Here is a 14,774-nt window from a genome sequence, read left to right on the forward strand (position 1 = left end):
GGCTACGGCTTGCCTATGGCGAAACTTCGTCGCGGCTCGAGGTCAGGGTCACGAAAGCGGCAGCCATTTCCAGGAACAGACCCATGTTCGGGACGAAATGGATTACGTGCGCCAGCGCCGCCCCGCGGTCTGGACGCCGAACAGCGACGGGTTGCGGGCATAGGCGGCAAGGCCCAGAAGCGCTGCCAGCGGGTGGGTGATGACATAGACCGGCATCGAGGCCATCAGCGCGCTGTGCGGCGCCTTGTCCTCGAAGGCGGCACGGAAATTGCCTTCCTTCAGTGCCGGAACGATCTTCTGCGCGATGCCGCCGGTCAAAAACACGCCGCCGCGGCTCATGAACACCAGCGCGAGGTCGCCGGCGGTGCGGCCGAGGCAGGTGACGAACAGCGCCAGCGCTTCCTCGGCAACCGGGTCGGTCTTGGCCAGCGCCGCCCCGGTGATTTCGGCCGGCGTGGTGAACGGCGCCGGCTTGCCGTCGGCCTTGGCGACCGCCCGGTAGACATTGACCAGACCGCGCCCGCACAGGATCTGCTCGCCCGAAATGCGGCCGTCCAGCTTTTCGATATGCGGGAACACCTCGAAATCGCGCGGCGTCCGCGGACCGATATCCATATGGCCGCCTTCGCCAGGCACCGGGATCCAGTGGTGGAGGGCATGAACCAACCCGGCGACGCCGAGGCCGGTGCCGGGGCCGAGCACGACGCGTCCGGCATTCTCCTCCGGCGTGCCGCCGCCGATCTTTTCCATATGCTCTTCGCCGAGCGCCACGACGGCCAGCGCCTGCGCCTCGAAATCGTTGAGCACGACGATGTCGCCCAGGCCCAGATTGGCAAACATCTGCTTCGGCTTCACCACCCAGGGACAGTTGGTAAGCGGGATCTCGTCGCCATCGACTGGTCCGGCGATCGCCAGCACTGCCGAATTCGGCCGGATGGACGACCGGTCGAGCACCGCCGCCTGGATCGCCTCGTCTATGGTGGCGAAATTGGCGGTTTGCACGATATGCGGCTCACCGGCTTCCGAATTTGCGTCGAGCACGATCGAAAAGCGCGCATTGGTGCCGCCGATGTCGCCGATCAGCACTGGAAACCGCAACGCGGTGTCGTCGTCGCCTGACATGCTCTTGCTCGTCCCCTTTGCGGCGCCGTTGCGACCGTTTCAATCGCCCGGTTTTTCAATCGCCCGGTGTTCAATCGCCCGGTGTTCAATCGCCCGGTGTTCAATCGCCCGGTGTTCAATCGCCCGGTGTTCAATCGATTGACTAGCGCATGGCCCCGGAAAGGGAAAGCGTCAGTTCGCCATCACTGTCCGACGTTTGCCGGCGGCCGTCGCCTCGGCAGGGGAATGCCGATCTCCGGCGTGGCGGTGAAGGCGTTGGCTGCGCCAGGCAAGCCGCCCGCATTGCCCGCAATAGGCGGAGGCGCGTCGGGTTCCGGCGCCCTGGCGGCGATCGGCACGCCGCCGCCGCGATAGGTGACGGCTTCGGCCGAGTCCGCGTCGGGCTGGTCGAGCACGAACTGGCATTGTTTCGGCAGGTTCGCCATCGTCATCAGGTCGCGCGCCTTGGGCGCATCCGGGTTCTTGTTGGGGCGCCACGGCTCCTCGGTAAACCACCAGGCCAGCGGCTTGCCGCAGCCGTCATCGTCGGGCGTCGCTTCCTGTCCCTTGCAGTTGGGCGAACCCGGCTGGCAGCCGATGCGGATGTGGAAATGATAGTCATGGCCCCAGAACGGCCGGATTTTTCTCAGCCAGGTACGGTCGCCGGTGACGGTGTCGCACAGCTTCTTCTTGATGCCTGGATTGACCAGGATGCGCTCGACTTCCGGATAGCTCGCGGCGCGCTTCAACAGCTTGGTATGTATCGGCTTCCACAGCCTGTCCTTCACCAGATGCGTCTTGTCGTCGACCATCAGCGTGGCGCTGATGTTTTCGCGCTCCTGGGTCGTAAGCTTGCGGTCGGGCATCGGCGTCAGCCAGATGTCGGCGTCGAGGCCGATCTGGTGCGAGGCGTGCCCGGTCAGCATCGGGCCGCCGCGCGGCTGCGAAATGTCGCCGATCAACAGCCCCGGCCAGCCGTCGGCGGCGGCATCGCGCGACAGCTTCTCGATCAGCGCGATCATCGTTGGATGACCCCAGCGCCGGTTGCGCGAGGGACGCATCACCTCCCAGTTCTGGCCGTCCATCGGAATGGCGACGCCGCCGGTGAAGCAGCCCTTTGAATAGAAGCCGAAGGATTGCGCCGCAGCCACCGCCGGCAGCTTCTTGGCGCCGAACAGGTCTTTTGCCCGTGGCTCGGCCGTGATTGCGCCCGCCACCAGCCCGGCCATCGCCACGATCGCCAGCGCCGCCGTCAGGAACGGCCGTCTGCCGGTCAAGGATCGCATCGAAATCGTCATGAACCCCACTGCAAAAGTCCGCAACACAATCGAATCATATCACCCTCGGGCTCGCGTTTCGATTATCTACCTTCATCGGGCTGCGCGGCTCGCCGTCGCGCCAGCTGCCGTCGGCCCACATCCGATCGAACGCCTGGCGGTAGTCCGGATAGCGGAACCGGTAGCCCGCTGCCTTGATCGCGGCGTTGGCGACGCGCTTGTTCTCGCCATAGAAGGACCGCGCCATGGGCGAAAGTTGGGCGGTCTCGAAAGGAATCTCCGGCGGCGGCTCGACGCCCATCAGCGAAGCGGCATAGGTGACGACATCCTGCGGCGGCGCCGGCTCGTCATCGGTGATGTTGAAAATGCCGCCTCTATTGCCACCGATGAGGTGCCAGAGCGCGCCGGCGATGTCGTCGCAATGGATGCGGTTGAACACCTGGTCGGGCTTGACCAGCCGCCTGGCCGTGCCGTTTTCCAGATTGACCAGCGCGTTGCGACCCGGCCCATAAATGCCGGAAAGCCGCAGGATGGCCACCGGCTTGCCGGTCTCGAGTCCAAGCTGCAGCCAGCCCCGCTCGGCCGCCACTCGCATCGACGAGCGTTTCGACACCGGCCGGCATTCGGCCGTTTCATCGACCCAGGCACCGTCATAATTGCCATAGACGCCGACGGTCGAGAGATAGCCGATCCAACGAAGCGCCGGCATCGCCTCGATCGCCTTGCGCGCGGCGAGAAGCACAGGGTCGCCGGCCTCCTCCGGGGCTACGGAGATGACAAGATGGGTGGTGGTCTCCAGCGTTTCGCCGATTTCAGGTGTCAGGGCGCCGTGAAACAGCAGCGGCGCGATGCCGGCCTGACGCAATGCCTCGAATTTCTCGGCCGAGCGCGTGGTGCCGAAGATCGTAATCGCCTCCGCATTGGCCCGTGCAAAGGCTTTGCCCGAATAGCCGGCGCCGAAGATAAAAACCTGTTTTTCGCTCATGCGTGCGCCTCAATTGGCAATGCGGACAGCCATTCGCCCCGCACTGTCGTGTCGGTTTCAGTGTTCGAGTAGATCGCCGCCTGCCTGTTGAATTCGGCGGCCGGCACCAGCCGCGCCAGCGCCCAGATCGCCGCGCCGCGCACCAGCGGCGAGGCGTCGCCGAGGAGGGCGCGAACAGGGTCAGCCAGCAAAGTATCGCCGGAATTGCCGGCGGCAACCAGCACATTGCGGACAAAGCGGTCGCGGCCGATGCGCTTGATCGGCGAGCCGGAGAAAAAGGTCCGGAACGCCGTGTCGTCCAGCTGCAACAGCTCGCCCAGCGGCGGCTCGCGCAGTTCGTCGCGGGCAGCAAGCTTGGCTTCCGAAGCGGCGCGGGCAAACTTGTTCCACGGGCAGGCGGCAAGGCAATCGTCGCAGCCATAGATGCGGTTGCCGATCTTTTCGCGGAATTCTTGCGGGATCGGCCCCTTGTTCTCGATGGTCAGGTAGGAGATGCAGCGCCTGGCATCGAGCCGGTAGGGCGCCGGAAAGGCATCGGTCGGGCAGGCGTCGAGGCAGGCGCGGCAGGAGCCGCAATGGTCTACCTCGGTCGCATCGGGCGTGAGCTCCGCCGTGGTGAAGATAGTTCCGAGAAACAGCCAGGAGCCGTGCTCGCGGCTGACCAGATTGGTGTGCTTGCCTTGCCAGCCGAGCCCGGCGGCCTCAGCCAGCGGCTTTTCCATAACCGGCGCCGTATCGACGAAAACCTTCACGTCGCCGCCGGCCCGCGCGACGATCTTGCCGGCGATCTCCTTCAGCCGGCCCTTCATCACCTCGTGATAGTCGCGGTTTTGCGCATAGACCGAGATCGCGCCGCGGTCGCGTCTTGCCTGCAGCGCACGCGGATCGTGGTCGGGGCCGTAATTCATTGCCAGCACGATGATCGAGCGCACCTCGGGCCACAGCGTCGAAGGCTCGCTGCGGCGTTGGAGCGTCTCCGCAATCCACGCCATCGAACCGTGAAAACCATCGGCGACGAATTCTGCCAATCTGGCCGGCGCCAGCGGGATCGCGTCAGGCGTGGTGACGGCAACTGCATCGAAGCCGGCGCGCCGCGCCTCGGCGTCGATCAGCGCGCGCAGGGTTTGGCTTCTAGAAGTCGAGGTCCGCATAATGCGAAACCGGCGACAGGCCGCGAACCCGGTCGGAGAGCAGCGGCCGGAACGACGGCCGCGATTTCACCCGCGTGTACCATTCGCGCGCCGCGGCATGCTCGCGCCAATCGATCTCGCCGAGATAATCCAGCACCGACAGCGTCGCCGCTGCCGCCAGGTCGGCATAGGTGACCTTGCTGCCGGCCAGCCAATGACGGGTGCCGGCCAGCCAGTTGGTGTACTTCATGTGCTGGCGAATGTTGGCGCGCGCCGCGCGGATCGCCGCCGAATCGGGGGAACCGCCGCCCGCCGTTTCCGGCATCACCGGCTTCAGCACGCGCTCGCGCACCAGATGCCGGGTCACTTCGCTCTCGGCCTTGTTGAGATACCAGTCGGTCAGGCGGCGGATTTCGGCGCGCTGCATCGGGTCTTCGGCAAACAGGCGCTTGTCGCGCTTCAGGACACCACGTGTTTCGTCGAGATATTCAGCGATCACCATGGCGCCGACGATCGGCACGTCGCCTTCGGCCAGCAGGATAGGCAAGGTGCCGGCGGGGTTCAGCGCCAGAAACTCCTTGCGCCGCGTCCACGGTTTTTCCTCGATCAGCGCCAGCTCCTCGCCATATTCGCCGAAGGCGAGGCGCACGAAGCGGCAGGTGGCGAACATCGGGTGATGGAAAAGCGTCAGCATGATTCCGCGATATTAAGGCGCACTGGCGAATCGCCGTCCGCACCGGTAAGTCTTGGCGGCCCGTCATGCGGCCGTCACGGTGCTGCGACCTATAGGGGGACTTCCGCGCCGTGACAAGCAAGCCCTTTTGCCAGCCGTTTCCTTCCGTCCCTTGAATGCCGAGGTTGCCATATGGATAGCCATACCATTGTCGAAGCCCTGCTGCTCGGCCTGCTGGAGGGGCTGACCGAGTTCATCCCGGTCTCCTCGACCGGCCATATCCTGCTCGCCGGCCATTTCCTCGGCTTCCATTCCACCGGCAAGGCCTTTGAGATCCTGATCCAGCTGGGCGCCATCCTGGCGATCCTCAGCGTCTATTTCCGCCGCCTGTGGCAGATGCTGCTCGACCTGCCGCATGATCGGCTGACGCGGCATTTCGTCATCGGCATCCTGATTGCCTTCCTGCCGGCCGCCATCATCGGCGCGCTGGCGCATGATTTCATCAAGACGGTGCTGTTCGAATCGCCAAGACTGATCTGCATCATGCTGATCGTCGGCGGCGTCGTGCTGTTGGTCGTCGACCGCATGAAGCTGCAGCCGGTCTATCGCGATGTCGAGCGCTTCCCGACAAGGCTTTATTTGCAGATCGGCCTGTTCCAGTGCCTGTCGCTGATCCCCGGCACGTCGCGCTCCGGTTCGACCATCGTCGGCGCGCTGCTGCTGGGCGTCGACAAGCGCGCGGCGGCGGAATTCTCCTTCTTCCTCGCCATCCCGACCATGGTCGGCGCCTTCGCCTTCGATCTGTTCAAGAACCGCAACGTGCTGAGCAGCGCCGACCTGCCGATCATCGCTATCGGCTTCATCGCCGCCTTCCTTACCGCGCTGATCGTCGTCCGCTTCCTGCTCGATTACGTCTCGCGCAACGGCTATTCGCTGTTCGGCTGGTGGCGCCTGGTGGTGGGAGCGGTTGGGTTGGTGGCGCTTTTCATTTGGGGGTGAGCTTTACCCTCCCCCTTGTGGGGGTCCGAAGGACGGGCGAGACAGGCGGCTCGCCCCGGTCAGTCGATCTGCAAAGCGGATCGGGGTGGGGGCGCCACGCCCCCGCCCCGTTTCGCCAACGACGCTTCGGGTCGCTTGCTCACCGACCCTCCCCACAAGGGGGAGGGTAAAGGCCGCTAACTCCTCCCAAAAAACGCGTTCTCGACATGCACCGGCCAGCGCCAGGGCAGCACCGCGATCATGTCGAAGCGCATCGACAATCTGCCGTAGTCCGGCTGCCGCGACAGCCAGATGTCGGCGGCGCCCTCGATGCGGCGCTCCGATTCGTGGCCGATCGCCTCCATCGCTTCCATCAGCGTGCGCCGCGCCTTGACCTCGACGAACAGCACCAGGTCGCCGCGCCTGGCGATCAGGTCGATCTCGCCGAAGCGGGTGCGATGCCGGCGGGCGAGGATGCGATAACCTTTCAGCATCAGCGCCGCTGCCGCCAGCCACTCGCCGCGATGGCCGCGCCGATAGGCTTTTTGGCGGCTGGCGGCCGGGCGCTCAGCCACCTTCGCCTTCTCCAACCGCATCCCTGAGTTCCAGCAGCCGCCGGTAAAGCGCCTGCTTCTGCCCGCCGGTCATCTTCGCCGCCTCCGCCGCCGCCTTGGACGCCGGCATTTCGGCGGCCAGCGACAGCAGCAGCCTGTCGATGTCGGCGGGTTGGTCGGCCTTGATCTCGGCGGGCCCGACGCAGATGACGATTTCGCCCTTCGGCGTATCGGCCGCCGCATAATGATCGGCCAGCGCCTGCAGCGTTCCCGTCCGCATCTCTTCGAAAGTCTTGGTCAGCTCGCGGCCGATGGCGGCCTTGCGCGCGCCGCCCAACGCCTCGACCATGGCGACCAGCGTTTCGGCCAGCCGGCGTGGCGACTCGAAGAAGATCAGCGTTGCCGGCACCGCCCTGAACGTTTCCAGCTTTGTCATCCGCTGCCCTGATTTCACCGGCAGAAACCCGGCAAACAGGAAGGCGTCGGACGGCAGGCCCGACGCCGTCAGCGCCGCCAGCGGCGCCGATGGGCCGGGGATCGGCACCACGCGCAGGCCGCGCTCCAGCGCTTCGCCGACCAGCCGGTAGCCTGGGTCGGAGATCAGCGGCGTGCCGGCATCCGAAATCAGCGCCACGCTCTGCCCGGCCTCGAGTGCCGCGATCAGCTTCGGCCCGGCCTCGCCGGCGTTGTGCTCGTGATAAGCGGTGGTGCGCCGCCGGATGCCGTAGCGATCGAGCAACACGCGCGAGACGCGAGTGTCCTCGCAGGCGACGATGTCGGCGGCGGCGAGCGTCTCCAGCGCGCGCAGCGTGATGTCGGAGAGGTTGCCGATCGGCGTCGCCACCAGATACAGCGCCGGCGCCAGCGACCGGACCGCGATCTCGGTCTGCCCGATCACATAGCTGCGCTTCTCGCCGGTCACCGGGGTCTCTCCATTTCGCCCTGTTTGGCACGGCGCGCGCCGGGTTGCAAAACTCCCGAACATCGAGCCAAACCTGACGCCGATGTAACCCGGCGGCCATGTCTTTGCCACAGTGGGGAACGAAAGCGTGGCTGGCGGATTGAATACCTGAGTCTCTTGAGGAGGAGGACAGGATGGACAGCCTGGAATTGCAGGACGTTTTCGAGCCCTATTATGCCGAGCGCAAGCGCTTCACTGCGCGAAAGGGCAAGCGTGCGCTCGCCGAAAGCGACACCGGCCTGGCCAGTCGGGCGGCCACCGCCTTGCCGACGAATGTCAGGCTTTCGGACAACAAACCGGACAGCACGACGGAGCACTGACCGTACGATGCCCAATCGTTTCGATATCTTCATCACCCGTCTTGAAACGAAGAGCGCCCGCGAAGGCGCGCCGCCGCATCCGATGAACGACCAGAACAGCGTCCGCCGGGACAAGAGCGACGCCAAGCCGGCCCGGACCGGAGAGGCGCATGCCGAGAAACACCGCAGCAAGCGCCGCTTCAAGCACGACGCTTAGTTTGTCGATCGGTGCAACATCGTCATCCTAGGGCGAAGCAAGGAGCGAAGTGACGCGGCGCAGACCCTATGATCCATTCCGTGACCTCTGCCGAAGGATGCAGCGGCGCAGAATTCTGAACCGCTGCAGCGCCTTAACCTCGCGGCAAATCCCGGGTGAAGCCCGAGGATGGCGAACGCGGGCGTGGAACGCCCCAACCACATCAGTCAGCCCAGGTATCGCGTCACCCTCACCTCCAGCAATCGCACCAACTCCGGATCCATGAATCCGTAATCATCCGGGATGTCGAGGCAGATGACGCGGGCCTTCTTCAGGCTCTCCTTGAATTTCTTCTGCAGCTTGGTGCGGTGCGCCTTTTCCATCACGAAGACGATGTCGGCCCAGGCGACCAGCTCATGCGTCAGCGGCGTATGGGCGTCGTGGTTGGTGCCGGCCGACGCGACCTCGATATCCCTACGTTTGGAGAACACCTGCTCGGCGGTCGGGCTGCGCAAGCGGTTCTGGCTGCAGACGAACAGCACGTTCTTCATCGCGATCTACCGCGCCAAATCCGCCACCACGGCATCGAGCACGATCATGCCGGCTGGCGTGGCGCGTAGCCTGGCATTGCCGATCGGCGCCACCAGCCCCTCATCCTGCAGCACGGTCAGCCGGGCGCTCGACAGGCCGCGCCCGGAAAACGCCTCGTAGCGGGAAAGGTCGATGCCTTCGGCCAACCTCAGCCCCATCAGCAGGAACTCGTCGGCCTCTTCGGAGCGCGTCAGGATCTCGCCGCCGGTGACGCCATGGCTCCTGGCCTCCACCAGATTGGCCCAGGTCTCCGGCATCCGCTCGGCGATCGTCACGATGCGCTGGCCGTTTTCGATGAAGCGGCCATGCGCGCCCGGTCCGACGCCGACATATTCGCCATACCGCCAATAGGTCAGATTGTGCCGGCTCTCGGCGCCCGGCCTGGCGTGGTTGGAAATCTCATAGGCCGGCAGGCCATGCGCTGCGGTGATCTCCTGAGTCAGCGCATAGAGATCGGCGGCCCGGTCATTGTCGGGAATGGTAAACTTGTGCGCCGCATGCAGCGCATGGAACGGCGTGCCTTCCTCGATGGTCAGCTGGTAGAGCGACAGATGGTCGGCGGCATGGCCGATCGCCTGTTCGAGCTCCGCCTGCCAGTCGTCCAGCGTCTGGCCGGGGCGGGCGTAGATCAGGTCGAAGGAGAGGCGCGGAAAGATTTCGCGTGCCAGCCCGATGGCATGCAGCGCCTCGTCGACATTGTGCAGTCGGCCGAGAAAGCGCAGATCCTTGTCGTTCAGCGCCTGCACGCCGAGCGAGACGCGGTTGACGCCGGCGGCGCGGTAGCCGCGAAATCGCTCGGCCTCGACCGAGGACGGATTGGCTTCCAGCGTCACCTCGATGCCGTCGGGCACCGTCCAGTTCTTCGCCACGGCGTCCAGCACCGCCGCCACCGTCTGCGGCTGCATCAGCGACGGTGTGCCGCCGCCGAGAAAGATACTGGTCACTTCGCGCGGCCCGGTCCGCTCGCTCATGGTCTTCAGCTCGTTCTCGAAGGCGCGGGCAAAGCGCTCCTGGTCGACCGGCTGGTGACGGACATGGCTGTTGAAGTCGCAATACGGGCATTTGGCGGCGCAGAACGGCCAATGGATGTAGACCCCGAAGCCCGGGCTGCGGTCCAGCGACATTAAGCTGAGCCTAACCTGGCGCGGGCGAATTTCTGGAAGGCGCGGGCGCGGTGCGACAGCGCCGTCGGCTGACCGGGCTTCCAGCCGTGTTTTTCCTCAGCGCTCATCTCGCCGAACGTCTTGTCGAAACCGTCGGGCAAAAACACCGGGTCGTAGCCGAAGCCCAGTTCGCCGCGCGGCGGCCACACCAGCGTTCCCTCAGCTTCGCCGCGATAATATTCAGCCTCGCCATTGGGGAAGGCCAGGCAGATGACGGCGACGAACCGCCCCTTGCGCTGCGCTGGCTTGGCGGCGCCGACCTCCTGCAAGGCCACTTCGGTGCGCTGCATGGCCATCCCGAAGTCGCGGCTGCCATCGGGAGCTTCGGCCCAATTGGCGGTGTAGACGCCGGGGGCGCCGTCGAGCGCGTCGACGCACAGGCCCGAATCGTCCGACAGCGCCGGCAGGCCGGTCGCCTTAGCCGCGGCGAAGGCCTTGATGTAGGCGTTTTCCTCGAAGGTGGTGCCGGTCTCCTCCGGTTCCGGCAGGCCGTAGTCCTTGGCCGACTTCGCCTCGAAGCCGAACGGACCCATCAAATCGGCGAATTCGCGCAGCTTGCCTTCATTGTGGCTGGCAACGACGATCTTCTTTCCATCGAGAGAATGCATCAAAGGCCCCAGATCCTTGGCTCGGCGAATTCGATCGAATTGCCCGAGGGGTCGCGTATGTAGATCGAGCGCCCGCCCTGCGGCCATTCGAATTCGCTTTCGATGGCGATGTTTTTCGCCTCAAGTTGCGCCTTCCACTGTGCGAGTTCATCCTCACTTGCGGCAAAGCAGAGATGGCCCTCGCCGACCGTGCCATGCGGCGGCACTTTCAGCCGCGCATCGGGCGCCGGCGGGATTTTGGTGGCTTCGGCGTTGAAGATGAGCAGCACGCCCGGGCCGCAGCGGAAGAAGAGATGGCGGCCGTCGACCTTGCCGAGGAGAGGGAGGCCGAGGACGTTGGAGTAGAAGGCTTCGGCAGCGGCGAGATCCGTGACGTAAAGCGCTGACTCAAGAATAGCGGAGGGTTGCATCAGGCACCCCCCTCTGCCCTGCCGGGCATCCCCCCCGCAAGGGGGGAGATTGGCAGTTCCGCTGGCGGCGTCTCAACGTTGATGGTTGGCGAAAACGGTAGCGACCTCTGATCTCCCCCCTTGCGGGGGAGATGGCCGGCAGGCCAGAGGGGGGTGTGAAGGATCGCCGACGTCATCACGTTAAATTCAATCAAGCCACAGCCATCTGCTGCAAGCTCACCAGCCGCTGAATGCCCTTCTTGGCAAGGCCCATCAGCTCCGCGAACTGCCCTTCCGAGAAAGGCTCGCCCTCGGCGGTGCCCTGGATCTCGACGATGCCGCCCTTGCCGGTCATGACGAAGTTGGCGTCGGTGCCGGCAGATGAATCCTCGATGTAGTCGAGGTCGATGACCGGCTGGCCGTCATGGATGCCGCAGGAAATTGCCGCGACATGGTCCTTCAGCACCTTGGCAACACTGGCCATCTGCCGCGCTTCCATCCAGCGCAGGCAATCGTAGAGCGCCACCCAGCCGCCGGTGATCGAGGCCGTGCGGGTGCCGCCATCGGCCTGGATGACGTCGCAGTCGACGGTGATCTGCTGTTCGCCCAGTGCCTGCAGGTCGACAACGGCGCGCAAGGAGCGGCCGATCAGCCGCTGGATTTCCAGCGTGCGGCCGCCTTGCTTGCCGGCCGAGGCTTCACGGCGCATGCGCTCGCCGGTCGAACGCGGCAGCATGCCGTATTCCGCCGTCACCCAGCCCTTGCCGGAATTGCGCATCCAGCCCGGCACCTTTTCCTCCAGGCTCGCCGTGCACAACACATGCGTGTCGCCGAATTTCACCAGGCACGAGCCCTCGGCGTGTTTGGAGACGCCGCGCTCGAAGGAGATGGCGCGCATTTCGTCGGCTTGGCGTTTGGAAGGGCGCATCGAGGCCTCTTTCTGTTCTTTTTACGGTTGCGTCGGCGGCTTGTAGACGCATGCAGCCCATGGCGCAAAGGAAAAGGCCCCATATAGACGCCGGGTTGCGCGGGAGCGATGGAAGTCTATATCCTTGGGCCGGAGGTTTTTGGCTCGAATGACCAAGGCAGTCACCGAACCCAGTCTGCTGGCGCCCGCGCTGCAATCGCTCGACATGCGTTCGCGCGACATTTTTAGGCGCATCGTCGAATCCTATTTGAAGGACGGTGAGCCTGTGGGATCGCGCAGCCTGTCGCGCATCCTGCCGTCGTCGCTGTCGCCGGCCACCATCCGCAACGTGATGAGCGACCTCGAGCATCTCGGCCTGATCTATGCCCCGCACATCTCGGCCGGGCGCCTGCCGACTCAGACCGGCCTGCGATTCTTCGTCGATGCCTTCATGGAGCTTGGCGATCTCTCCGACGAGGAACGCCGGGTCATCGAGGCGCAGGTGCGCGCCTCCGGCTCGGGCGCGACGCTGGAACACATGCTGACCGAGGCCAGCCAGATGCTGTCGGGCATGTCGCGCGGCGCCGGCCTGGTGCTCGCCACCAAGAACGAGGTGGCGCTGAAGCACATCGAGTTCATCCAGCTCGAGCCGACCAAGGCGCTGGCGGTGATGGTGTCGCAGAATGGCGATGTCGAGAACCGCGTCGTCGACCTGCCGGCCGGCATCACCGTGTCGCAGCTGCACGAGGCCTCCAACTTCCTCAACGCCAATATCAGGGGCCGCACGCTCGCCGAGGCGCGCATCGAGATCGCCCGTATCAAGGACGAGACCCGGGCAGCGCTGGACACGTTGTCGCAGGACCTGGTCGAGAAAGGCCTGGCGGTGTGGGCCGGCGCCGACAGCGGCCTGCCGGCGCGCCTTATCGTGCGCGGCCGCGCCAATTTGCTCGAAAACGTCACCGCCCAGGCCGATATCGAATTGCTGCGCCACCTGTTCGAGGATCTGGAGACGCAGGACGGGCTGATCCAGCTGCTCGACCTCGCCGAGGACGGCCCCGGCGTGCGGATCTTCATCGGCTCGGAAAACAAGCTGTTCTCGCTCTCCGGCTCGTCGCTGGTCGTGGCACCTTACCGCGACAAGGACGCCCGCGTCGTCGGCGCGCTCGGCGTCATCGGCCCGACCAGGCTGAATTATGCCCGCATCGTGCCGATGGTCGACTACACGGCCCAATTGATTACCCGGATGTTAAGATAATTCCGAAGCCGGGATCACCGTAAAGGAGGGCGCAGAATGGCGCTTGAATCGTTCAAGGCCCAGATCAGCATGCTGCTCGAAGAAATGGTCAACCAGCCGGAGGACGAGCACGAAATCCAGGAGCAGCTGCGCGAAAAACTGCGCGAAATGCGCGCCATGGGCTTGCCGCTGCCGGAAGATCTCGTCGCATTGGAAAAGCGTCTCGACGACGATCTGGACGTCGAAGAGGAAAGTTGAGCGGTTCTCTCGTCGAATCTGCGCGCGCACGCTTCTCTTTTGCGGCGGCCGCACAATATCTCCCTTGTCGTGACGCGCCGACCGGCGCGAGTTCGAGGAGAACAGCATGATCCGGATTGCCGGCTTGGCAGGCCTTGCCCTGCTTCTGGCCACCAGCGCCTTCGCCCAGCAGGCTGATCAACTGCTGCTGACCGGCAAGGACGCTTTCGGCGACTGGAAGGCCGACAAGCCAGGTGTGCGCCGGCTGATTAGGCCGGATGATCTGAAAAGACCCAACATCACCGGATCCGCCTCCAACAGCGCCGGCCTCGGCGATCGGCCCGAGGGCGCGAAGCCCGTCCTGCCGCCTGGGTTTTCGGCCGAACTGGTTGCTTCCGGCATTTCCAATCCGCGGGTCGTGCGCGTGGCGCCGAACGGCGACCTGTTCGTCGCCGACAGTGACGCCAACCAGATCCGCGTCTATCGGCTGGCCAAGGGTAGCGCGAAGCCGGCCGAAGAGGGCATTTTTGCCGACAATCTAAACCAGCCCTATGGCATCGCCTTCTACCCGCCTGGCGACAAGCCGCAATGGGTCTACGTCGCCAACAACGACAGCGTGGTCCGCTACGCCTATCGCGACGGCGACCTTAAAGCCTCCGGCGAACCGGAGACGATTGTCTCCGACATCCCTACCGGCGGCCACTGGACCCGCGATATCGCCTTCTCGCCGGACGGGAAGACGCTGTATCTCTCGGTCGGCTCCGGATCGAACGTCGCGGAGGGCATGCAGAAGGCACCGAAGGGCGGCCTTGACGCCTGGGCAAAATCACAGCCACTCGGCGCCACCTGGGGTTCCGAGGATGGCCGTGCCGACGTGCTGGCCTTCGGCCCCGACGGCAAGAATGGCCGCATCCTCGCTACCGGCCTGCGCAATTGTTCGGGCATGACCGTGCAACCGGCCACCGGCGCGCTGTGGTGTGTCGTCAACGAGCGCGACGGTCTCGGCGACGATGTGCCGTTCGAATATGCCACCTCAGTCAAGGACGGCGCCTTCTATGGCTGGCCCTGGTATTATATCGGCGCCAACGAGGACCCGCGTCACGAGGGCGCGCGCCCAGACCTCGCCGGCTCGGTCACCGTGCCCGACGTGCTGATGCAGGCGCATTCGGCGCCGCTCAACATCGCCTTCTATGACGGCGGCAATTTCCCGGCAGAGTACAAGGATGACGCCTTCGTCGCCCTGCACGGCTCCTGGAACCGTGGTATGAGGACCGGCTACAAGGTGGTGCGGCTGAGATTCAGCGACGGCAAGCCGACCGGCGAGTACCAGGATTTCATCACCGGCTTCGTCCTCTCCGACGACGCCGTCTGGGGCCGGCCGGTCGGCGTCGCGGTGGCCAAGGACGGCGCGCTTATCGTCACCGAGGATGGCAACGGCACCATCTGGCGCATCACCCATGTCGACGGCCCGTCCTGAGCCGGCGAACTGCG

At 65.1% G+C, this 14,774-nt stretch carries 17 protein-coding genes and 1 pseudogene; 5 read left to right on the plus strand and 13 right to left on the minus strand.

The window, feature by feature from the left end; translation table 11 throughout:
- Positions 1 to 102 precede the first annotated feature (102 nt).
- The 5 genes from X727_RS146820 to X727_RS146800 all read right to left on the minus strand — a co-directional run bounded on the left by X727_RS146820 (position 103) and on the right by X727_RS146800 (position 5,187).
- Positions 103 to 1,122, minus strand: coding sequence for a glucokinase (locus X727_RS146820; protein ID WP_023834552.1), 1,020 nt, complete (start codon positions 1,120 to 1,122; stop codon positions 103 to 105).
- Between the two features lie 182 nt (positions 1,123 to 1,304).
- The gene (gene mepA / locus X727_RS146815; protein ID WP_023834553.1) at positions 1,305 to 2,399 is read right to left on the minus strand and encodes a penicillin-insensitive murein endopeptidase; all 1,095 of its coding nucleotides are present in this window, start codon (positions 2,397 to 2,399) and stop codon (positions 1,305 to 1,307) included.
- A gap of 34 nt (positions 2,400 to 2,433) precedes the next feature.
- Positions 2,434 to 3,363 carry an SDR family oxidoreductase gene (locus X727_RS146810; RefSeq protein ID WP_023710340.1) on the minus strand — a complete coding sequence of 310 codons (930 nt, stop codon included), beginning with the start codon at positions 3,361 to 3,363 and terminating at the stop codon, positions 2,434 to 2,436.
- Positions 3,360 to 4,514, minus strand: a complete 1,155-nt coding sequence (gene queG, locus X727_RS146805; RefSeq protein ID WP_023834554.1) for a tRNA epoxyqueuosine(34) reductase QueG — start codon at positions 4,512 to 4,514, stop codon at positions 3,360 to 3,362. Before queG ends, X727_RS146810 begins: the two co-directional genes overlap by 4 nt.
- Positions 4,495 to 5,187, minus strand: coding sequence for a glutathione S-transferase family protein (locus tag X727_RS146800; RefSeq protein ID WP_023672063.1), 693 nt, complete (start codon positions 5,185 to 5,187; stop codon positions 4,495 to 4,497). Before X727_RS146800 ends, queG begins: the two co-directional genes overlap by 20 nt.
- 171 nt (positions 5,188 to 5,358) lie before the next feature.
- On the opposite strand from X727_RS146800, the gene X727_RS146795 reads away from it, so the two are divergent.
- Complete coding sequence (locus tag X727_RS146795; protein WP_023834555.1) at positions 5,359 to 6,165, plus strand: undecaprenyl-diphosphate phosphatase; 807 nt, start codon at positions 5,359 to 5,361, stop codon at positions 6,163 to 6,165.
- 176 nt (positions 6,166 to 6,341) lie between these two features.
- Here the strand turns inward: X727_RS146795 and X727_RS146790 are convergent, their stop codons facing one another.
- Complete coding sequence (locus X727_RS146790; RefSeq protein ID WP_023698068.1) at positions 6,342 to 6,719, minus strand: YraN family protein; 378 nt, start codon at positions 6,717 to 6,719, stop codon at positions 6,342 to 6,344.
- On the minus strand, positions 6,712 to 7,620 hold the full coding sequence (gene rsmI / locus X727_RS146785; RefSeq protein ID WP_023752806.1) for a 16S rRNA (cytidine(1402)-2'-O)-methyltransferase: 909 nt from the start codon (positions 7,618 to 7,620) through the stop codon (positions 6,712 to 6,714). The genes X727_RS146790 and rsmI overlap by 8 nt, the downstream gene beginning before the upstream one ends.
- Before the next feature lie 173 nt (positions 7,621 to 7,793).
- Between rsmI and X727_RS146780 the strand changes: the two genes are divergently transcribed.
- On the plus strand, positions 7,794 to 7,979 hold the full coding sequence (locus tag X727_RS146780; RefSeq protein WP_023687558.1) for a hypothetical protein: 186 nt from the start codon (positions 7,794 to 7,796) through the stop codon (positions 7,977 to 7,979).
- A 79-nt stretch (positions 7,980 to 8,058) separates the two neighbouring features.
- On the opposite strand, the pseudogene X727_RS1000000169080 reads toward X727_RS146780, so the two are convergent.
- The 6 genes and pseudogenes from X727_RS1000000169080 to rph all read right to left on the minus strand — a co-directional run.
- Positions 8,059 to 8,193, minus strand: a pseudogene (locus X727_RS1000000169080) (transporter); the annotation flags it as partial.
- Positions 8,194 to 8,381: 188 nt separating this feature from the next.
- The gene (locus X727_RS146770) at positions 8,382 to 8,705 is read right to left on the minus strand and encodes a low molecular weight protein tyrosine phosphatase family protein (RefSeq protein ID WP_023702417.1); all 324 of its coding nucleotides are present in this window, start codon (positions 8,703 to 8,705) and stop codon (positions 8,382 to 8,384) included.
- Positions 8,706 to 8,711: 6 nt separating this feature from the next.
- Positions 8,712 to 9,869 carry a radical SAM family heme chaperone HemW gene (hemW, locus tag X727_RS146765; protein WP_023834557.1) on the minus strand — a complete coding sequence of 386 codons (1,158 nt, stop codon included), beginning with the start codon at positions 9,867 to 9,869 and terminating at the stop codon, positions 8,712 to 8,714.
- Positions 9,869 to 10,516: an RdgB/HAM1 family non-canonical purine NTP pyrophosphatase gene (gene rdgB / locus X727_RS146760; protein WP_023692946.1), complete on the minus strand. Its 648-nt coding sequence runs from the start codon at positions 10,514 to 10,516 to the stop codon at positions 9,869 to 9,871. Before rdgB ends, hemW begins: the two co-directional genes overlap by 1 nt.
- The gene (locus X727_RS146755) at positions 10,516 to 10,926 is read right to left on the minus strand and encodes a VOC family protein (protein WP_023692947.1); all 411 of its coding nucleotides are present in this window, start codon (positions 10,924 to 10,926) and stop codon (positions 10,516 to 10,518) included. The genes rdgB and X727_RS146755 overlap by 1 nt, the downstream gene beginning before the upstream one ends.
- Before the next feature lie 190 nt (positions 10,927 to 11,116).
- Positions 11,117 to 11,833: a ribonuclease PH gene (gene rph / locus X727_RS146750; RefSeq protein ID WP_023672052.1), complete on the minus strand. Its 717-nt coding sequence runs from the start codon at positions 11,831 to 11,833 to the stop codon at positions 11,117 to 11,119.
- Positions 11,834 to 11,981: 148 nt separating this feature from the next.
- Here rph and hrcA point away from each other — a divergent pair, with 148 nt between their 5' ends.
- From hrcA to X727_RS146735, 3 genes are all read left to right on the plus strand, one after another.
- Positions 11,982 to 13,067: a heat-inducible transcriptional repressor HrcA gene (gene hrcA / locus X727_RS146745; protein WP_023805846.1), complete on the plus strand. Its 1,086-nt coding sequence runs from the start codon at positions 11,982 to 11,984 to the stop codon at positions 13,065 to 13,067.
- Between the two features lie 36 nt (positions 13,068 to 13,103).
- Entirely contained in the window at positions 13,104 to 13,304 is a 201-nt protein-coding gene (locus tag X727_RS146740; RefSeq protein WP_023672050.1) for a hypothetical protein, read from the plus strand.
- Positions 13,305 to 13,410: 106 nt separating this feature from the next.
- The gene (locus tag X727_RS146735; protein WP_023834558.1) at positions 13,411 to 14,760 is read left to right on the plus strand and encodes a sorbosone dehydrogenase family protein; all 1,350 of its coding nucleotides are present in this window, start codon (positions 13,411 to 13,413) and stop codon (positions 14,758 to 14,760) included.
- The last annotated feature ends 14 nt before the right edge of the window (positions 14,761 to 14,774 follow it).

Origin of the sequence: Mesorhizobium sp. L103C105A0 (assembly GCF_000502215.1) — a bacterium.
GTDB lineage: Bacteria > Pseudomonadota > Alphaproteobacteria > Rhizobiales > Rhizobiaceae > Mesorhizobium.